The following is a 17,245-nucleotide window of genomic DNA, read 5'->3' on the forward strand; positions in this document are numbered from 1 at the left end:
CCGGCCGGGCCGGGGCCGAGGCGCGGCGGCGCAGCGGCGGGCTGGGGGCTGGCGGCTGCCGCCGGCCTGGACGGTGCCGGGTTCTCGGCCGGGGCCGGGATGGCGATGGCGGGGGGCAGAACAGAGGGAGGGGCGGTCGGGGCCAATGGCGCGGATGCGACGTCCATGGCCGCGGGCGGCAGCCCCATCGGGGTGGCCAGGGGTGGGGCAAGCGAAGTCGGGGTGACCGGCAGGGCCGTCGTCACGGGCGTGGCCGCCATCGACGCCGCCGCGGCAGGCGGGGCGGGCGGCGGGGGCGGTGTCGCGGCAGCCGTCGCGGCATCGAGCATGTCGGACAGCGGCGGCAGCGGCATGATGGAGGCCAGGGTTTCGCCCCCCGCGAAGCGCAACCGCAACGGCAGGGCCATGCCGCGCAGCGCCGCCGCCGCCTCTGTCTGCAGCGCGGCGCGGGGAATATGGAAGCGAATCCGCCCGTCCGGGCCACTTGCCGCCCTCGGTATGGGCTCCGCCCGCCAGCCGAGGATCACCTGGTCCTCGGCCAGGACCTCCAGCTCGATGGGCAGGCCCGGTCGGGCCGGGTCTTCCACCCAGCCGGCCAGGCCAAGGAACCTGCCTGCGCGCTCGATCAGGCCACGCCGGGGCAGCGTGGGATCATTTTTGATTTTGTCCGCGAGGAACTGGACCATATCCATACGCCCCCTATCGCATGATGGTCCCGAAAGTGCAAAGAAAACGGAGCGGGGAACAGGAAATATATTCGTCTCACGAATGCGGCGGAGCGCCCGCCGCCGCCGATTGCGGCCCTGCCTCGCCGGTGGTTAACGCTGCGGCAATGGCGTCCTGGCTGAATGGGCCTGCGCTGCCAGGATTTCGCGATGATCAACATTGCCCGTGGTGACCAGAGGGACCCGCTGACCGGTGCGGCCACAGAGCCGGCGCTGCTGCGATTCCTCGATGCCGTGCTTGGCATGACGGAGCCGGGCGGGCCGCTGGTCGGGCTGCTCTGCCTCGAGGTGGACGGGCTCGACGTGCTGCAATCCCGTCACGGGCAGGGCACGGTGGATGCGGTCATGCTCGGCATCGCCGACCGGCTGCAGGAAACCATCCGCAACCATGACCTGGTCGGCCGTATGGGCGCCGGCTTCGCGATCTGCTTGGCGGAGATCTTCCCCGCCCAGGCGGCGGCGGCGGCGGAAAGGCTGCGCGCCGCCATCGCCAATGCGCCGGTCCCCACCCCGGCCGGCGCCATTCCGGTGAGCTGCAGCATCGGCATGGCGCTCGGCCGCGCCCAGCCGGGCGATGCGCTGGTCTTCCAGGCGCGGGACGCGATGTGGACGGCCCGGCATCGCGGCGGCGACCAGGTGGCCACGGCCCCGTGATGCCTGGCCTTTTGACAATCCTGGGACAGGGCGCGAGGGTCGGACACCACACGGCCTGACCCGCATGAACGACGACATTCCCCGGCTCTTCGCCCTCCAGGAACGCCATAACGTCTTCGAGGACATCATCGCCGGGCTGTATGGTGCCGTCCTGCAGCCGGGTGACCTGGCGGTCGATGGCGGCGCGAATCGCGGGCTGCACAGCTTTCCCATGGCCGAATCGGTCGGCCCGGCCGGGCAGGTGATCGCCTTCGAGCCGATTCCCTGGCTCGCCGAGACGCTGCGCATCGAAGGCGGGAAGCGCGGCCTGCCGCAGCTCGAGATCCGCCAGCAGGCCCTGGCGGCGGAGGCGGGCAGGGCGGCCTTCCACTGGATCCGCAACGCCGATGGCTATAGCGGCCTGCAGCCGCGCGACTATCCCAGCGAGCCGGACCGCGAGCTGATCGAGGTGGAGACCATCCGCCTGGACCAGCTCCTCGGCGGGGTGGGGCGGCCCTTCCGCTTCATGAAGCTGGATCTCGAGGGCGGCGAGTTCCGCGCCATGCAGGGCGCCGGCCAAGCCCTGGCGGCGCACCGGCCGGTGATCGTCTTCGAGAATGCCCGGGCGGGCGCCGCCCGCGCCTATGGCTACGACGCCGAGACCTATTTCGGCTTCTTCGACGGGCTGGGCTACCGGCTGCGCGACCTGTTCGGCCGTCCCTTCACCCGGGCGGAATGGGAGTCGCCCGGCCTGCCCTGGTACTTCATCGCGACCGCGCGGCCGGAGGACCACGCGCTGCTCGATCGTGCGGTGCCGGAGATCCTCGCCCGGGTGGCGGGCGCCGCGCGGGCCTGAGTCCGCCGCGGGGAGGAGGGGCGCGGCCCCCCTCCCGCCGCCGTCACTGCGCGGCCGCGAGATGGCCCGCCGGCCGCGGCGGCACCAGGTGCTTCACCTTCGGCAGCACCTCCTCCTGCAGCAGGCCGAGCGAGGTCCGCCAGGCTTCCGGCTTCTCCAGATAGTCGAAGCCGAAGACCAGGATCTGGCCGAAGCCGCCGCAATCCTCGTAGACCTTGGCCAGCTTCTCCGCGACCGTGCTGGGCGAGCCGACCAGCCAATTGTGCTTCGCGCAGTATTCCGGCGTGACGTCGCTGTCGGCCACTTCCGGGCTGTGCTTGAGGTATTCGAGGAAGCCGAAATTGCTCAGCAGCGGCAGGAAGTACTCGCCCATCATGCGGCCCATCATGCCGCCGACCGAAAGCTTCCAGGCCTCCTCATCGGTCTCCGCCACGAAGACCTCCCGCACCAGGCGCCAATCGCCGCGCCAGGGGGTGCGGCCGGTCTTCTTCGCGCCCGCCTCCACCGCATCCCAATGGGAGCCGACATAGGCCGGGTTGAGGTTCAGGCTGAGGGGGAGGAAGCCCCGCTCGCCCGCCAGCTTCAGCGTATCGGAGTTCTTGGAGAGGCCGGCCACGCCGATCGGCGGGTGCGGCAACTGCACCGGGCGGATATGCGGCTTGAGGAAGCCGAACATCGTCTCCGGCTTGTCCACCTTCCAGTACTTGCCCTCGTAGTGGAAGGAGGGCTCCTCCGACCACAGGCGCAGGATGATGTCGAGCGCCTCCCGCGTCATCAGGCGGTTGTCGCCGGACATGCCGTCCACGTTGAACATCTTCCAATCGGAAGGCAGGCCGGAGGCGGCGACGCCGAACATCAGCCGCCCTTCCGAGAGATGGTCCAGCATGGCGACGCGGTTCGCCAGCTCCGCCGGGTGATGGTAGGGCAGCAGGAAGCCGCCGGGGCCGATGCGCAGCCGCTTGGTCTGCAAGAGCGCCTGGGCGATCAGCAGGTCGGGCGAGGGGTGCGGTTCCCAGGGCGCGGTGTGGTGCTCGCCGATCCACGCCTCGGTGAAGCCGAGCTCATCCAGCCAGCGCAGAGTCTGCAGATCCCAGTCATGCCCGGCCTTCAGCCCGCGCTCCGGCGGGTGGGAGGGCATGGAGAAATAGCCGAATTCCATTTGGCCGTCTCCTTCAGTGCCGGGTTGGCCCGGCTACGCGAAGGATGCTCGCGCCGGTTGCGGGCGGGTGCAAGCGGGAATGGCATGGCGGGAGGGCGTGACCCCTCCGGGTTGGACGCAGCGCGTCCAACCCCCGCCGGAGGTTTTCCATCGGAAATGCTCGGCATGGCGCATGGCCAACCCTCAGGCCGAAGGGCCTTCCGAAGCCTTGAAGCACTCCGTCGGTTGAAGCCGCCGGCCCTGATCGCCCAGCCGGTGTCATACCATCAGGCGCAATATGGCCGCCACATCCTCCGGCCCGCGCACCGGGCGCGGATTGGTCGAGATGGGCGGGCCGCCATCCCATTTCGCGGCCAGCGCATCCACCTCCTCCAGGCCGATGCCCTGTTCCGCCAGCGTGGTCGGCAGGCCGAGGCCACGGATGAAGCGGCGCAGCGCGGCATGGCAAGGGCCGCCGCCGAAGAAGGCCGCGACCTCCGCCTGCTGCGTCGCGTTGACGCTCTCGTTCCACTGCATCACCGCCGGCAGGCCGAGGCAGGAGGTGATGCCATGCCCCACCCCCTTCGCCGCGCCGAGGATGTAGCCGATGCCATGGCTGGCCCCGACCGCGACGCCGGCCCAGCCGCCCATGACCGAAAGCCACATCGCCTGCTGCGCCTGGCTGCGCGCGGCCATGTCCGCCGGCGCCCGGTGGATCGCCGGCAGCGCCGTGGCCAGCATCGCCAGCGCCTGGCGGGAGACGGCATCGGAGAAGGCCGCGCGCTGCAGCGCGCAGAGCCGCTCCGCCGCATGGTCCAGGGCGCGGATGCCGGAGGAGAGCAGCAGCTCGCCCGGCGTCTCCAGCGTCGCCGCCGGGTCCAGCACCACGGCGCGTGGCACCTGCATCGCCTGGGTGGAGCGGTATTTCCGCCCGGCCGCCAGGTCGGTGAAGCCGGCATGCGGGGCGAATTCCGCCGCCGAGAGGGTGGTGGGCACGGCGACCAGACGCGGACTCGGCTCCGCCTTGCTCCATTCCGCGGCGACGGCGCCGCGGTTGCCGGCGCGGGCAATCAGCGTGGCGGCATCGCTGATGTTCTCCCACACCGCGAAGCAGGCCACCTTGGCGCCGTCGATGACGCTGCCGCCGCCGAGCGCGACGACCCGCTCCGCGCCGCTCTCGCGGATCAGCGCGGCGAGGGCGAGCACATCCTCCACCGGGGAATGGGTGCGCATCGCGGCGGTCTCCGCCACCAGCTTGGCGCCGATGGCGGCGCGGGCGGCGGCGGCGATGTTGCTCCGCGCCAGGGAGCGGGTGGTGGCGAGCAGCACCTTGGTGCAATCGGTGAGCTCCGCCGGCAGCGCCGCCGCCACCGGCGCGTGGCGCACGCGCTGCTGCGCCGGCCAGCTATGCAGATCCGTGCTCATCCCTTCCCCCTTCCTCGATTGCCGCGGCGGCACCGCCATCCCTGTCCGGTTCTGCAGTTGCACGAGGCACGCACCGCCTGCGCTCGACCCCGTCGAGCGCACCTCAAGCCCCGGCCATGGACTGCTTCCCGTGTCAAGGACGCAGCCGCGCGGAGCGCGGTGCCGCTGAGCGGCACCCTTGACACGAGAACCAGACCATCGCCCATCGCAAATGGCCATCTTCGACGCTGTCGAAGGCGCCCGAGAGCGGCTTCCGCAACTGTGGCAGCGAGCGCCTTACTCCACCGTCGCGCCGGCGTCGCGCACCACCTGGGCCCAGAACGGCATCTCCTTCACCACGAATTCGCCGAAGGCGGCGGGGCTGGTGCTGGAGATGGCCTGCAGCCCCTCCTGGCCGAAGCGCTCCTTCACCGTGGGATTCGCCAGCGCCTCGCCCAGCGCGGCGTGCAGCCGGTCGCGGATCGGCGCCGGCAGCCGGGCCGGGGCGAACAGCCCGTACCAGCCGGAGATGTCGAGCGCCGGCAGGCCCTGGGAGGCCGCGCCCGGCACATCCGGGATGACGGGGGAGGGGGCAGCGGTGGTCAGCGCCAGCGCATTCAGCCGCCCGGTGCGGGAATGCGGCAGCACCACGGGCGGCGTGCCGATGATGATCTCGATATCGCCGGCCAGCACCGCGGTGAGCGAGGGCGCACCGCCGCGAAAGGGCACATGGGTCAGCTCGAACCCCGTCACGCGGGAGAGCATGGCGCCGGCCAGATGGCTCGGCGTGCCGATGCCGGGCGTGCCGTAATTCCAGTGGCCGGGCTTCTGCTTGATGCGGTCCAGCAGCTCGGCCAGCGTCTTGATGCCGCTGGCCGAGCTGACCGCGATGATGGTCGGCAGGTCGGAGACCTGGCCGATGGGGGTGAAATCCGCGATCGGGTCGAAGCTCAGGCGGCGGAACATGGCGGGGTTCACCGCATGGCTGAAATTGCCGCCGAGCAGGATGGTGTAGCCATCCGCCTCGCTGCGGGCGACGTGCTCGGTCGCGATGTTGGCGCCGGCGCCCGGGCGGTTGTCGACGACGATGGTCTGGCCGAGGCTCTTCTGCAGCGGCTCCGCCAGGGTGCGCGCCAGGAAATCCGCCGAGCCGCCGGGCGGGAAGCCGATGACGAGGCGGATGGGCCGTGCGCCGGGCCAGGTGCCGGCCGCATTCCCCCCTGCCGTGTTCCCCTGGGCCCAGGCCGCTGCCGGCGCCAGGCTGCTCGCCAGCAACGCCCTGCGGCCCAGCCGAATCTTCGTCATCGCTCCCTCCCGGACATCTCTTCGCCTATGCTGCCCGGGAAGACATGAAAGCGGGAGGGGCGATATGGCCGGACGGAAGGTGCTGCTGGTGACGGGCGGCGGGCGCGGCATCGGCGCCGCGGTGGTGAAGCTGGCGGCGGCGCGGGGCTGGGACGTGGCCTTCACCTATGCCGGCAATGCGGCGCGGGCGGCGGAAACCGCCGCGGCGGCCCAGGCGGCCGGGGCGGAGGTGCTGGCGCTGCAGGCCGATGTCGGCGCGCCGGAGGCGGTGGCGGCGAGTTTCGCCGCGCTGCGTCAGCGCTTCGGCCGGCTGGACGGGCTGGTCAACAATGCCGGCATCACCGGCCCGAAAGCGCTGCTGCGCGACAGCACGGATGCGATCTGGGAGCAGGTGCTGCGGGTCAACGTCATCGGCTTGGCGGCCTGCTGCCGCGAGGCTTTGGCGCTGCTGCCGCCGGACGGCGGCATCGTCAACGTCTCCTCCCGTGCCTCGGAGATCGGCGGCGCCGGGGAGTGGATCCACTACGCCGCCAGCAAGGGCGCGGTGGATACGCTGACCATTGGCCTGGCGCGCGAGGTGGGGGCGCAGGGCATCCGGGTGAATGCGGTGAACCCCGGGCTGATCGACACCGAGCTGCATGCCGCGGCCGGGATGCCGGACCGGGTGGCGCGACTCTCCGCCGGCGTGCCGATGGGCCGTGGCGGCACCGCGGAGGAGGTGGCGGAGACGGTGCTCTGGCTGCTCTCCGACGCCGCCAGCTACGTCAATGGCGCGTTGGTCCCGGTCGGCGGCGGCCGCTGAGCCACACGAACGGCGCCGCCCCAGTCGCGCTTTTACCGCCCGGACTTCCCGTCGCCCTGACGCGGCTTCGCCGCGTCAGGCTGTGCGAAGCGCCTCTCGTCAGGCGAATCCGAGGCCCCCATGAAGGCGCGCCAGCGCCTTCATGGGGAATGTCTAGACGTGCTGCCCGCCATTGATGTGCAGCTCGGCGCCATTCACGTAGCTGCTGGCCTCGGTGCAGAGGAAGTAGATCGCCTGCGCCACCTCGGCCGGCGTACCCAGGCGCCGCATCGGGATCTGCTCCTCGACGATCTTCTCCGTCCCCGGGGAAAGGATGGAGGTGTCGATCTCCCCCGGCGAGATCGCATTCACCCGGATGCCGAGCGGCGCGAAATCCGCCGCCATCTCCCGCGTCAGCCCTGCGAGCGCGGCCTTGGAGGTGGCATAGGCGGCGCCGGCGAAGGGATGCACCCGGCCGCCGGCGATGGAGGTGACGTTCACCACCGCGCCCCGGGCCCGCTGCAACTCCGCCACTAGCCCGCGCGCCAGCAGGATGGGGGCGAAGAAATTCACCTGGAAGACGCGCTGCCAATCCTCGAGCGGCGTGTCGATGGTGCCCATGCGGGCGCCGCCCGGCCCCTTCGGGGAGATGCCGGCATTGTTGACCAGCGCATCCAGCCTGCCCCCCTCCGGCTCCAGCCGCGCCTTGATCTCGGGGATCGCCGCCGCCGTCTCGGCCGGGTCGCCGAGGTCGAGCTGCAGGTGATCCTCCGGCCCCATCTCCCAGGGGCATTGCTCCGGGAAGGGCTGGCGGGAGACCGTGATGACGCGCCATCCGGCAGCGGAGAAGCGCTTCACCGTCGCGTGGCCGATGCCGCGGGAGGCACCGGTCAGCAGCAGGGTGCGGCGGGGGCCGCGTTGGTTCGGGCGGGGGCGATCGGACATGGGAATACCCTAGCACCACACCCTGGCATACGTCATGCGGCGCCGAGCAGGGGTTTCCGCGCCGCCACGAACTCCTCCACCGCGGCCACGTAACGGGCGCAATCGGCATCGGTCACCGGCAGGGAGAGCGCCGCCATGCCGCGCCGCGCCAGGTAGATCCCCTGGGCCAGCATGTCGAAGAAGAACAGTTCCCGCAGCTTGTCCTCGGCCGGGCTCGCCTTGTACGGGCCGGTGATGGCGCCACCGCGGAAGTGGACGTTCACCATGGAGCCGAGGCCGGTGAACTGCATGGCGACGCCGGCCCGCCGCGCCACGCCGTTCAGCGCCAGCCGCAGCGCCTCGCCCCGGACCCAGAGCGCCTCGGCCGCCGCGGCGTCGAAGATCTCGCCCATCGCCACGCAGCCGGCGGCCATGGACCAGACATTGTTGTTGAAGGTGCCGGCATGCGGCAGCGTGCCGGGCCGGTGGCCGTCGAACACCGCCATGATGTCGCGCCGGCCGCCAAAGGCGCCGAAGCTCATCCCGCCCGCCATGTATTTTCCCAATGTGGTCATGTCGGGGATGACGCCCTGGCGCGTCTGCAGCCCGCCGGCCGAGTGCCGGCTGGTCATCACCTCGTCGAAGATCAGCACGGCGCCAGTCTGCCGCGTGGCGTCGCGCAGCGCCTGGAGGAATTCCCGCGTCGCCGGGATGCAGCCGCCGGAGCCCAGCATCGGCTCCACCAGCACGGCCGCGAGCTGGTCGCCCTCCGCCAGGATGTCGCGCGCCGCCGCCGCCGGGTCGTTGTAGTCGGTGAAGGCGAGGGGGATCGGCACGTTCACCGGGTTCTTCTCGCTGGCGAAGGTCAGCACGCCGCCATGGTAGCCGCCGCGCATCACCATCGTCTTCACCCGTCCGGTGAAGCCGCGCGAAGCGGCCAGCGCCATCAGGTTGGCCTCGGTGCCGCTGTTGGTGAAGCGCACCATCTCGACGGAGGGGAAGCGGCCGACGATCAGCGAGGCGAGCTGCGCCTCCTTCTCGCCCACCGCGGCGAGATTCACCCCGCGGTCCAGTGCCCCCTTCACCGCATCCAGGATGCGCCTCTCCGAATGGCCGAACAGGCCGGCGGTGTATTCGCCGAGCAGGTCGAGATATTCGCGGCCATCGGCATCCCAGAGGCGGCAGCCCTCGCCGCGCACCATGGCGGTGGGGAAGGGAGTGTAGAACAGCACGGTGCGGGTATTGCCGCCCGGCATCACCTCCCGCGCCTTGGCATGGATGGCGGCGCTCTTCGGCCGGGCGCGGGTATAGGCCTCATGCGCCTCGGCCAGGGCGGCGTCGAGGTCGCTGTTGCGGAGCGGCGGCGGCTGGTCGAGCGGGCTCATGCGATCTGGTCTCCCGGCGATGGATGAAGCTTGCGCTCGCAGCCGGCGGCGTCAACCGCCTGCTTCGCCGCAGGCGGGAAGGGCCGCGACGAGGGGCGGGAGGCGGCGCCACGCCGCGGCGGCGGCCGGCAGAACTGCCCAGCGGGCGCGCCGCCCGAGGCTCGCCCCGACGGGAAGGCAGGCCGTTGCCAGCGGTGGCGCTACCCCATAGCCTCGGCGCAAATACAATCGGGACGAAACGTCATGCCGCATGCGTCGCGCCGCGCCCTGCTGGCCGGCCTGCCCGCCGCCCTGGCCCTGCCCGGCACCGCCCTTGCCGCCTGGCCGGACCGGCCGATCCGCATCATCGTCACCTTCCCGCCCGGCACCCAGACGGACATCCTCACCCGGCTCTACACCGCCATGCTGGCGGAGCGGTTGGGCCAGCCGGTGGTGGTGGACAATCGCGGCGGCGGCCAGGGGCAGATCGGCATCCGCGCCGCGCTGGCCGCGCCGCCGGATGGCTACACCCTGGTGATGGTCGGCGTCTCCACCGGCGCCAGCGCGCCGCACATGATCAAGGGCCTCAGCTACGACCCGGTGCGCGACCTGCTGCCGGTCGCGATGATCGCCGAGGCGCCCTACCTGCTGATCTGCGACCCGCGCCTGCCGGTGCGGAGCCTGGCGGAGCTGATCGCCTATGCGAAGGCGCGGCCGGGGCGGCTCAATTTCGGCTATGGCGCGCCGAGCCGGCAGATCGTCGGCGGGCTGATGGCGCATATGGCGGGGCTGGAGGTGACGGAGGTTTCCTATCGCGGCCAGCCGGAGGCGCTGAACGACACCGCCCAGGGCCGCCTGAGCTACACCTTCTCGGACCTTGGCGATGCGCTGGTTTGGGCGCGGGAGGGCAAGGTCCGGGCGCTCGCCGTCTCCACCGCGGAGCGCTCGCCGCTCGCGCCCGATATCCCGAGCGTGGCCGAGACGCTGCCGGGCTTCAACCTCTCCGTCTGGTTCATGCTGGCCGGGCCGATGGGCATGCCGCCCGAGGTGGTGCAGCGGCTGAACACGGAGATCGCCGCGGTGCTGGCGGACCGGGATTTGCAGGCGAAGCTTGCCACCCAGGGGCTGTCCGTGCGGCGGGACGACCCGGCGCAGCTCCGCGCCTACCTCGCCGCCGAGGTGGAGAATTGGGGCCGCGTGGTGAAGACCCTGGGGATCGAGCCGCAATAGCGGGCCGGGTCGCCTTTTCCTCGGGACGGAGGCCTTGGCTGTCCCGGCCGGGTTGAGGATGGTGGTGAGCCAGCGATCCGGGGAGGGTGCACGCCGTCGGGTCGGGGCCTCGCCTGATTCGCCACGCACCGTGCCATGCCGGAGGGCAGGCCGACTCCCCGGGCGGTGCCGCGCCTGTCCAGCCTCCCGGCCCGCGACACCGTGATCCCGGGTTGTCGCCCGGCCGTCTAAGCTCTCGTTACCGCTTCCGCCGGGACGCCGCTCCCGCCCCGTGGGCCGGTCGCCTGCGCCGCCGCAAGGCGGGGCGGCCATGATCAGGGAGCCTTCCATGCGCCTCCGTCTCGCCTTCCTGGCCCTTGCCTGGCTTTTCGGCGGGGCGGCCGTGCCTGCCTGGGGGCAGGCGCTGACGCCGCTGGTGGCGGAGGTGCTGTCGCCGCCGCGGCCGGTCCCGGGTTCGGACGGCAACACCCATCTGGTTTATGAGCTGCGCCTCGCCAACGTCACCGGCGGCGCCGCCACCCTGCGCCGGCTGGCGGTGCTGGAGGAAGCGGGCGGCGCCAGCCTGCTCGCGCTCGAGGGGGCGGCGCTCGCCGGCCGCCTCTCCACCGGCGGGCATCGCGGCAGCGAGTCGGCGACGCTCGGCGCCTATCAGTTCGGCATTGCCTGGCTGCATGTAACGCTGTCGCCCGGCCGGCCGGTGCCTGCCGGCCTCCTGCATGTCGTAGAGGCCGAGTTCGCGCAGCTCGGGGGTGGCCGGACGATGCGGATCGCCGGGACGCCCGTGGATGCGCGCGCCGTTCCCGTGCTCGGCCCGCCGCTCCGGGGTGGCGGCTATGTCGCGGGGGATGGCTGCTGCGATTCCATCCGCCATGTGCGGGCGCTGCTGCCGCTGGATGGGCGCCTCCGCCTGGCGCAGCGCTTCGCCATCGACTGGGAGCGGTTGGACGAGGAGCGGCGCATCTACCGCGGCGAGAAGCAGGATCCCCGCAGCTACCGCATCTATGGCGAGCCGGCGCTGGCGGTTGCCGACGGCAGGGTGGTGGCGGCGCGGGACGATCTGCCGGACCAGGTGCCGGGCGCCCTCCCGCAGGGCCTGCCGATCGAGGAGGCGGACGGCAATTGCGTGATCCTCGACATCGGCGGCGGCGCGCGTGTGCTCTACGCGCATTTCCGCCCCGGCAGCCTGCGGGTGCGGGTGGGGGAGACGGTGCGGCGCGGCCAGGTGCTGGGCGAGGTGGGGAACAGCGGCAACAGCTCGGCGCCGCATCTGCACCTGCATGTCATGGACGGCCCCTCGCCGCTGGCGGCGAACGGCGTGCCCTATGTCTTCGACAGCTTCACGGTGTCGGCGACGGTCAGCGGCGGGACCGCGGCCTTCGACCATGCGGAGGAGACCGGAGAGCCCCTGCCGCTCACGCCTGCCGGCTCGCCCGGCCGCCTGTCGCGCACCCTGCCGCTCGACCTTGCCATCGTGGAGTGGGGGGAGGCGGCGGGCCGCTGATCCCCGGCTCGGAAAGTCCTGGCTTTCCGAGCCGGGTATCTCGCCCAGGGTTGGCGTGGGGGCTGCGCGCCAACATCAAGGGCATGCCGGCCGCGCGCCCGTGGACCGACGTCGGTCGGCATGTCGCGCGGCCGGTATGAGGCGTGGCGGTTGACCAGCCCGGCGCGCCGCCCTTCCATGCGGCGATGCGGGACGAATCCTTCGACGCCATCGTGGTGGGCGGCGGGCTGGTGGGCGCGGCCATCGCCTGGGGGCTGCAGCGCCAGGGGCTGGCGGCCGTGCTGCTGGATGAGGGCGATGTGGCCTTCCGCGCCTCCAGGGGCAATTTCGGCCTGGTCTGGGTGCAGTCCAAGGGGCTCGGCGCGCCCTGGTACCAGCGCTGGACCCGCGCCTCGGCCGGCGCCTGGCCTGGACTCGCCGCCGAGCTGGCGGAGCGCACCGGGGCGGAGATCGGCCTCGCCCAGCCCGGCGGCGTGCATCTCTGCCTGGGCGAGGCGGAGTTCGAGGAGCGTGCCTCCCGCATGGCGCGGATGCAGGCGGAGGCCGGCAATGCCGGCTTCGATTACCGCATGATCGGGGCGGCGGAGCTGCGGGAGATGCTGCCCGGCCTCGGTCCCGCCGTCACCGGCGCCTCCTGGACACCCTATGACGGGCACGCCAACCCGCTCCGCCTGCTGCATGCGCTGCACCGCGCCTTCGTCGCGGCCGGCGGCGCCTATGTGCCGGAGGCGAAGGTGACGGAGGGCGAGGCGGCGCCGCATGATTTCGCCGTGCTGGCGGGCGGGCGGCGCTTCGTCGCGCCGCGCATCGTGCTGGCGGCGGGGCTCGGCAATGCGGCGCTGGCGCCGCTGTTCGGCCTCTCGGCTCCGGTGCGGCCGCAGCGCGGCCAGGTGCTGGTGACGGAGCGCGCGGCGGAGCTGCTGCCGATGCCCGTCACCACCATCCGCCAGACCCAGGAAGGCAGCCTGATGATGGGCGACAGCATGGAGGAGGTCGGCTTCGACCTTCGCCAGAAGCCCGAAGTGATGCGAGAGATTGCCCGGCGCGCCGTGCTCTCCTTCCCCTGGATCGGCAGGCTCAACCTCGTCCGCGCCTGGTCGGCGCTGCGCGTCATGGCGCCGGACGGGCTGCCGATCTACGACCAGTCCGCCCGCTACCCCGGCGCCTTCACCGCCAATTGCCATAGCGGCGTCACCCTGGCCGGGGCGCATGCGCATCTGCTGGCGCCGATGATCGCGGCCGGCGCGCTGGACCCGGCGCTGGATCCCTTCACCGCCGGGAGGTTCGATGTTCGCGCTGCGTCCTGAGGTTCCTGCGACGGTCGAGGTCTTCGTCGATGGCGCGCCGGTGCGGGTGCCGGAGGGTGCCAGCGCGGCCGCGGCGGTGCTGCTGGCCGGCGCGGCCGCCATCCGCGAGACGCCGATCAGCGGCGCGCCGCGCCTGCCCTATTGCATGATGGGCGCCTGCTTCGACTGCCTGGCGGAGATCGACGGCGTCGCCAACCGCCAGGCCTGCCTGGTGCCGGCGGCGCCGGGCATGCGCATCGCCCGGCAGCGCGGGGCGCGGGTGGCCTTCGAGGCATGACCATCGACCTCGCCATCATCGGCGCCGGCCCGGCCGGCATGGCGGCGGCCATCGAGGCCGCCGATCTCGGACTTTCCGTTGCCGTCATCGATGAGAACCCGGCGCCCGGTGGGCAGGTCTTCCGCGGGGTGGAGCGGGCAGGGGGCGACCCCGCGCTCGGCGCGGATTACGCCGAGGGCCTGGCCCTGGCCCGTGCCTTCCGCGCCGCGCCCATCGCCTGGCATCCGGCGACCACGCTGTGGCACCTGGACCCGGAGGAGGGATATCTCTCGCTCGACGGCGCCCCGGACCTCAGCGCGCGCCGCGTGCTGCTGGCGACCGGCGCGCAGGAGCGGCCGGTGCCGATCCTCGGTTGGACCCTGCCGGGCGTGATGACCGCCGGGGCGGCGCAGATCCTGCTGAAGACCGCCGGCGTGGTGCCGGCCGGCCGCACCGTGCTGGCGGGGCAGGGGCCGCTGCTGCCTCTGCTGGCGGCGCAGTACCGCCGCGCCGGGGCGCCGCCGGCGCTGATCCTCGAGACGACGCCGCGCGGGCGGCGCAGGGCGGCGCTGGCGGCGCTGGCGGCGGGTGGGCTCTGGGCCGGGCGGCACCTGCTGTGGAAGGGGCTCGGCCTGCTGGCGGAGACCCGCGCCATTCCGCGTCGCCGTGGCGTCACCGGGCTGCGCGCCGAGGGGCGCAACCGGGTGGAGCGGGTGGTGTGGGAGGGTGGCAGCGCCGCCTGCGACACGCTGCTGCTGCATGAGGGGGTGATCCCGGCGACCCACATCCCGATGGCGCTGGGGCTGGAGATGTCCTGGGACGCGGCGCAGCGTTGCTGGCGCCCGGTGACGGATGCGTACGGCGCTTCCTCCCACCCGAATGTCGCGGTGGCCGGCGACGGCGCCGGCATCGGCGGCTGGGAGGCGGCGGTGGCGGCGGGGCATCTGGCGGCGCTGGATGCGGCGCAGCGGCTCGGGCGGCTTTCCGCCGAGGAGCGCGACCGCCGCGCCCGTCCCTGGCTGGCGCTGCGGCGCCGGGCCCTGGCGCTGCGTCCCTTCCTCGATGCGCTCTACGCCCCGGCCCCTGCCAGCATCCCGGACGCCACCATCGCCTGCCGCTGCGAGGAGGTGACGGCCGGCCAGGTGCGGGCGGCGGCGCGGCTCGGCGCCACCGGGCCGAATCAGATGAAGGCCTATCTCCGCTGCGGCATGGGGCCCTGCCAGGGCCGGCTCTGCGGCCCGACCGTCGCCGCGCTGATCGCCGAGGCGCGCGGCACGACGGAGGCAGCGGTCGGACTTTACCGTCCGCGCGCTCCCTACAAGCCGATCACCGTCGGCACGCTCGCGCGCCTCTGACTCGCACCGGGGGTCCGGGGGCCGGTTGTTGCCGGCAGTGCCGGCAACAACCGGCGGGGGTGCAGGGGGGCAGCGCCCCCTGCCGGGGCCTAAGGGCTGAAGGCCCGAGCAAAGGCGATCAGCGCCGCTGCCGTTGCCTCCGGCTGTTCCGGCAGCAGGGCGTGGCCGGCCTCCGGCACCACCACCAGCTCCGCCTGGTCGCCGATCAGGCGGCGCAGCTCCGCCGCGTCCGGCACCGGGGCGATGGTGTCCTCGGCCGCCGCGACGTAGAGCGTCCGCACCCGGTCGGCCACGCGCTTCCAGCCCTCATCCGTCGCGGCCGTCGCCGCGCGCTGCATCCGCGCCACGGGCGGGTACCAGCCGCGCAGCCAGACCTGCGCGTCATGCCCCGGCGCGAAATAGCCCCGCTGCAGATGGCGCAGCCGCTCCGCCTCGGGCAGGGCCGGGTCGAAGCTGCCATCGATGGAGGCGCGGATGTCGGGGGCCGCCTGCACCCCAATCGAGGCCGCCAGCAGCACCACGCCCCGCACCAGCTCCGGTCGCGAGGCCGCCAGCGCCCGCGCCACCCAATTGCCGAAGGCGTGGCCGGCGACGATGGCGGGCCCCGGCAGCGCCGCCGCCGCATCCGCCGCCAGATCGTAGAGCGTGAGCCCCTCCATCGGCCCGGTGGAGGCGCCGATGCCGCGCGGCTCCGGCCGGATCACCCGGAAGCCGGCGGCAGCGACCAGCTTCGCCACCGTGTCGAAATCCTCCGCCCCGCGGCCCAGCGAGGGCAGCAGCAGCATCGGCGGCCCCTTGCCCTCCTCCAGCACCTCGATGCGCGCCTCGCCCCGGGCGAGGATGCGGCGTTCGGCCATGGCGGTCTCCTCCCGCGCCCGAGCCTGCGCGCCGCGCCCGGCCCTGGCAATGCAGCGAGGCGGGGCGGTAGCATCCGCCATGCCCCGATCCCGCGTCCCCGGCCCGTGCCGGGGCGCCACGAGACGGCGGGGCCAAGGAAGGCCGCGTGCCACGCCGATGCGTCGGGCCTCGCCCGGCGCAACGGGACCGGCCGGCGGCGGAGAATCGTGGTGCAGGTGGAGAAGACGCCGATGGACAGCCTGCCCGACCGCTTCGATCCCTGGCCGCCAGGCGCACAGCCCGTGGTGCCGACCCCTGGCTATCCCGGCACCTTCACCCACAGCCCGGCCGAGGCGCCGATCCGCCGCCCGGTGGGCCGCGGCCAGCTCACCGGCCCGCTCGACCTCGACCGCAAGCTGCCCTGCGGCGAGATGAACCTGGCCATGGCGGAGCCGGGCAGGCCGGCCATCGGCCAACTCATCCACATCGCCGGCCGCATCCTGGACGAGGATGGCCGGCCGGTGCGCGGCGCCATCGTGGAGCTGTGGCAGGCCAATGCCGCCGGCCGCTACTTCCACCCCAACGACGCCATGCGGGATGCGCCGCTCGACCCGAATTTCATCGGCAATGGCCGGGTGCGGACGGATGAGGAGGGCGGCTTCGGCTTCTTCACGGTGAAGCCCGGCGCCTATCCGGTGCCTACCAAGGATGTGTGGTGGCGGCCGCCGCATGTGCATTTCTCGGTCATCGGCCCGTCCAGCCTCAGCCGGCTGGTGACGCAGATGTTCTTCCCCGGCGATCCGCTGAACCCCTTCGACCACATCTTCATGGCCGTGCCGGACGAGGCCGCCCGCGCCCGGCTGCTCGCCACCGCCCTGCCGCCGGCCGAGGTCGGCGCCGGCTGGCTCGGCTTCCGCCATGACATCGTGCTGCGCGGCCGGGCGGCGACGCCGCCATGCTGAAGCCCAACGCAAAGCTGCTGCCCACCGCCTCCCAGACCATCGGGCCCTTCTTCCCGCAGACCTTCTTCCGGGAGGGCGACAACGATTTGACCCGGGTCTCGGCCGAGGCGGCGCCGAGCCGGCGCGGCGAGCGCATCCTGCTGCGCGGCGTGGTGCGGCGGGAGGGGGGCGTGCCTTGCGTCAACGCCATCCTGGAAGCCTGGCAGGCCGATGCCTCGGGCCGCTTCCGCCACCCGAAGGACCCGGAGACGGCGCTGGCGGACCCGGATTTCCTCGGCTGGGGCCGCGCCCGGACGGATGCCGGGGGCGCCTATGAGTTCCACACCCTGCTGCCCGGCGGCTTCACCGATGCCACCGGCGCACGCGCCCCGCATGTCGAGCTGGCGGTGATGGCGAGCGGGCTGATGCGGACGCTGTTCACCACCGTCTTCTTCCCGGACTTCCCCGGTCCCAATGCGGCGGACCCGGTGCTGGCCGCAGTGCCGGAGGCGCGCCGCGCCCTGCTGGTGGCGCAGCCGGATGGCGAGGCGGCGGGCTGCCGCGCCTTCCGCTTCGATCTGCAACTGCGTGGCGGGGCGGAGACGCCCTTCTTCGTCGAATAGGCGGAGGAGGCTGGCCCGGGGCCACCCTGTCACGCGGGCGCGGGGGGCGAGGCCGTCTGGGTCCC

The 17,245-nt window shown here is 72.9% G+C and carries 16 protein-coding genes and 1 pseudogene; 10 read left to right on the plus strand and 7 right to left on the minus strand.

Annotated features, from left to right (window positions below; genetic code table 11):
- Positions 1–686, minus strand: a pseudogene (locus tag NJ376_RS20205) (hypothetical protein); the annotation flags it as partial.
- 189 nt (positions 687–875) lie between these two features.
- On the opposite strand from NJ376_RS20205, the gene NJ376_RS20210 reads away from it, so the two are divergent.
- Positions 876–1,379 (plus strand): GGDEF domain-containing protein, encoded by a 504-nt coding sequence (locus tag NJ376_RS20210; protein ID WP_252955096.1) that lies wholly within the window; start codon positions 876–878, stop codon positions 1,377–1,379.
- A gap of 64 nt (positions 1,380–1,443) precedes the next feature.
- Positions 1,444–2,214 (plus strand): FkbM family methyltransferase, encoded by a 771-nt coding sequence (locus NJ376_RS20215; protein ID WP_252955097.1) that lies wholly within the window; start codon positions 1,444–1,446, stop codon positions 2,212–2,214.
- Between the two features lie 43 nt (positions 2,215–2,257).
- Here the strand turns inward: NJ376_RS20215 and NJ376_RS20220 are convergent, their stop codons facing one another.
- From NJ376_RS20220 to NJ376_RS20230, 3 genes are all read right to left on the minus strand, one after another.
- Positions 2,258–3,373 (minus strand): LLM class flavin-dependent oxidoreductase, encoded by a 1,116-nt coding sequence (locus tag NJ376_RS20220; RefSeq protein ID WP_252955098.1) that lies wholly within the window; start codon positions 3,371–3,373, stop codon positions 2,258–2,260.
- Between the two features lie 258 nt (positions 3,374–3,631).
- Positions 3,632–4,777 (minus strand): iron-containing alcohol dehydrogenase, encoded by a 1,146-nt coding sequence (locus tag NJ376_RS20225; RefSeq protein ID WP_252955099.1) that lies wholly within the window; start codon positions 4,775–4,777, stop codon positions 3,632–3,634.
- A 276-nt stretch (positions 4,778–5,053) separates the two neighbouring features.
- Complete coding sequence (locus NJ376_RS20230; protein WP_252955100.1) at positions 5,054–6,061, minus strand: Bug family tripartite tricarboxylate transporter substrate binding protein; 1,008 nt, start codon at positions 6,059–6,061, stop codon at positions 5,054–5,056.
- A gap of 64 nt (positions 6,062–6,125) precedes the next feature.
- Between NJ376_RS20230 and NJ376_RS20235 the strand changes: the two genes are divergently transcribed.
- Positions 6,126–6,863 (plus strand): SDR family oxidoreductase, encoded by a 738-nt coding sequence (locus NJ376_RS20235; RefSeq protein WP_252955101.1) that lies wholly within the window; start codon positions 6,126–6,128, stop codon positions 6,861–6,863.
- A gap of 153 nt (positions 6,864–7,016) precedes the next feature.
- On the opposite strand, the gene NJ376_RS20240 is transcribed toward NJ376_RS20235, so the two are convergent.
- The gene (locus tag NJ376_RS20240) at positions 7,017–7,787 is read right to left on the minus strand and encodes an SDR family NAD(P)-dependent oxidoreductase (protein ID WP_252955102.1); all 771 of its coding nucleotides are present in this window, start codon (positions 7,785–7,787) and stop codon (positions 7,017–7,019) included.
- Positions 7,788–7,819: 32 nt separating this feature from the next.
- On the minus strand, positions 7,820–9,151 hold the full coding sequence (locus tag NJ376_RS20245; RefSeq protein ID WP_252955103.1) for an aspartate aminotransferase family protein: 1,332 nt from the start codon (positions 9,149–9,151) through the stop codon (positions 7,820–7,822).
- 243 nt (positions 9,152–9,394) lie between these two features.
- Here NJ376_RS20245 and NJ376_RS20250 point away from each other — a divergent pair, with 243 nt between their 5' ends.
- The 5 genes from NJ376_RS20250 (at position 9,395) to NJ376_RS20270 (ending at position 14,779) form a co-directional block, all read left to right on the plus strand.
- Positions 9,395–10,360 (plus strand): Bug family tripartite tricarboxylate transporter substrate binding protein, encoded by a 966-nt coding sequence (locus NJ376_RS20250; protein ID WP_252955104.1) that lies wholly within the window; start codon positions 9,395–9,397, stop codon positions 10,358–10,360.
- A gap of 328 nt (positions 10,361–10,688) precedes the next feature.
- Positions 10,689–11,861 (plus strand): M23 family metallopeptidase, encoded by a 1,173-nt coding sequence (locus NJ376_RS20255; protein ID WP_252955105.1) that lies wholly within the window; start codon positions 10,689–10,691, stop codon positions 11,859–11,861.
- Positions 11,862–12,004: 143 nt separating this feature from the next.
- Positions 12,005–13,168, plus strand: coding sequence for an NAD(P)/FAD-dependent oxidoreductase (locus NJ376_RS20260; protein ID WP_252955106.1), 1,164 nt, complete (start codon positions 12,005–12,007; stop codon positions 13,166–13,168).
- Positions 13,149–13,445, plus strand: coding sequence for a (2Fe-2S)-binding protein (locus NJ376_RS20265; RefSeq protein WP_252955107.1), 297 nt, complete (start codon positions 13,149–13,151; stop codon positions 13,443–13,445). Before NJ376_RS20260 ends, NJ376_RS20265 begins: the two co-directional genes overlap by 20 nt.
- Complete coding sequence (locus NJ376_RS20270; protein WP_252955108.1) at positions 13,442–14,779, plus strand: FAD/NAD(P)-dependent oxidoreductase; 1,338 nt, start codon at positions 13,442–13,444, stop codon at positions 14,777–14,779. The genes NJ376_RS20265 and NJ376_RS20270 overlap by 4 nt, the downstream gene beginning before the upstream one ends.
- Positions 14,780–14,868: 89 nt before the next feature.
- On the opposite strand, the gene NJ376_RS20275 is transcribed toward NJ376_RS20270, so the two are convergent.
- Positions 14,869–15,636: an alpha/beta fold hydrolase gene (locus tag NJ376_RS20275; RefSeq protein ID WP_252955109.1), complete on the minus strand. Its 768-nt coding sequence runs from the start codon at positions 15,634–15,636 to the stop codon at positions 14,869–14,871.
- Between the two features lie 210 nt (positions 15,637–15,846).
- On the opposite strand from NJ376_RS20275, the gene NJ376_RS20280 reads away from it, so the two are divergent.
- Positions 15,847–16,578 carry a dioxygenase family protein gene (locus tag NJ376_RS20280; RefSeq protein WP_252955110.1) on the plus strand — a complete coding sequence of 244 codons (732 nt, stop codon included), beginning with the start codon at positions 15,847–15,849 and terminating at the stop codon, positions 16,576–16,578.
- Positions 16,572–17,180 carry a protocatechuate 3,4-dioxygenase subunit alpha gene (pcaG, locus tag NJ376_RS20285; protein WP_252955111.1) on the plus strand — a complete coding sequence of 203 codons (609 nt, stop codon included), beginning with the start codon at positions 16,572–16,574 and terminating at the stop codon, positions 17,178–17,180. Before NJ376_RS20280 ends, pcaG begins: the two co-directional genes overlap by 7 nt.
- Positions 17,181–17,245: the final 65 nt, after the last annotated feature.

Source organism: Siccirubricoccus soli (assembly GCF_024178315.1).
Lineage (GTDB): Bacteria > Pseudomonadota > Alphaproteobacteria > Acetobacterales > Acetobacteraceae > Siccirubricoccus > Siccirubricoccus soli.

Excerpts from the sequence above, each read along its gene's own strand:
- NJ376_RS20265 (WP_252955107.1), top strand. The coding sequence starts at position 13,149 with ATGTTCGCGCTGCGTCCTGAGGTTCCTGCGACGGTCGAGGTCTTCGTC.
- NJ376_RS20230 (WP_252955100.1), bottom strand. The coding sequence starts at position 6,061 with ATGACGAAGATTCGGCTGGGCCGCAGGGCGTTGCTGGCGAGCAGCCTG.
- NJ376_RS20215 (WP_252955097.1), top strand. The coding sequence starts at position 1,444 with ATGAACGACGACATTCCCCGGCTCTTCGCCCTCCAGGAACGCCATAAC.
- NJ376_RS20210 (WP_252955096.1), top strand. The coding sequence starts at position 876 with ATGATCAACATTGCCCGTGGTGACCAGAGGGACCCGCTGACCGGTGCG.
- NJ376_RS20225 (WP_252955099.1), bottom strand. The coding sequence starts at position 4,777 with ATGAGCACGGATCTGCATAGCTGGCCGGCGCAGCAGCGCGTGCGCCAC.
- NJ376_RS20220 (WP_252955098.1), bottom strand. The coding sequence starts at position 3,373 with ATGGAATTCGGCTATTTCTCCATGCCCTCCCACCCGCCGGAGCGCGGG.
- NJ376_RS20255 (WP_252955105.1), top strand. The coding sequence starts at position 10,689 with ATGCGCCTCCGTCTCGCCTTCCTGGCCCTTGCCTGGCTTTTCGGCGGG.
- NJ376_RS20245 (WP_252955103.1), bottom strand. The coding sequence starts at position 9,151 with ATGAGCCCGCTCGACCAGCCGCCGCCGCTCCGCAACAGCGACCTCGAC.
- NJ376_RS20275 (WP_252955109.1), bottom strand. The coding sequence starts at position 15,636 with ATGGCCGAACGCCGCATCCTCGCCCGGGGCGAGGCGCGCATCGAGGTG.
- pcaG (WP_252955111.1), top strand. The coding sequence starts at position 16,572 with ATGCTGAAGCCCAACGCAAAGCTGCTGCCCACCGCCTCCCAGACCATC.
- NJ376_RS20235 (WP_252955101.1), top strand. The coding sequence starts at position 6,126 with ATGGCCGGACGGAAGGTGCTGCTGGTGACGGGCGGCGGGCGCGGCATC.
- NJ376_RS20270 (WP_252955108.1), top strand. The coding sequence starts at position 13,442 with ATGACCATCGACCTCGCCATCATCGGCGCCGGCCCGGCCGGCATGGCG.
- NJ376_RS20240 (WP_252955102.1), bottom strand. The coding sequence starts at position 7,787 with ATGTCCGATCGCCCCCGCCCGAACCAACGCGGCCCCCGCCGCACCCTG.
- NJ376_RS20250 (WP_252955104.1), top strand. The coding sequence starts at position 9,395 with ATGCCGCATGCGTCGCGCCGCGCCCTGCTGGCCGGCCTGCCCGCCGCC.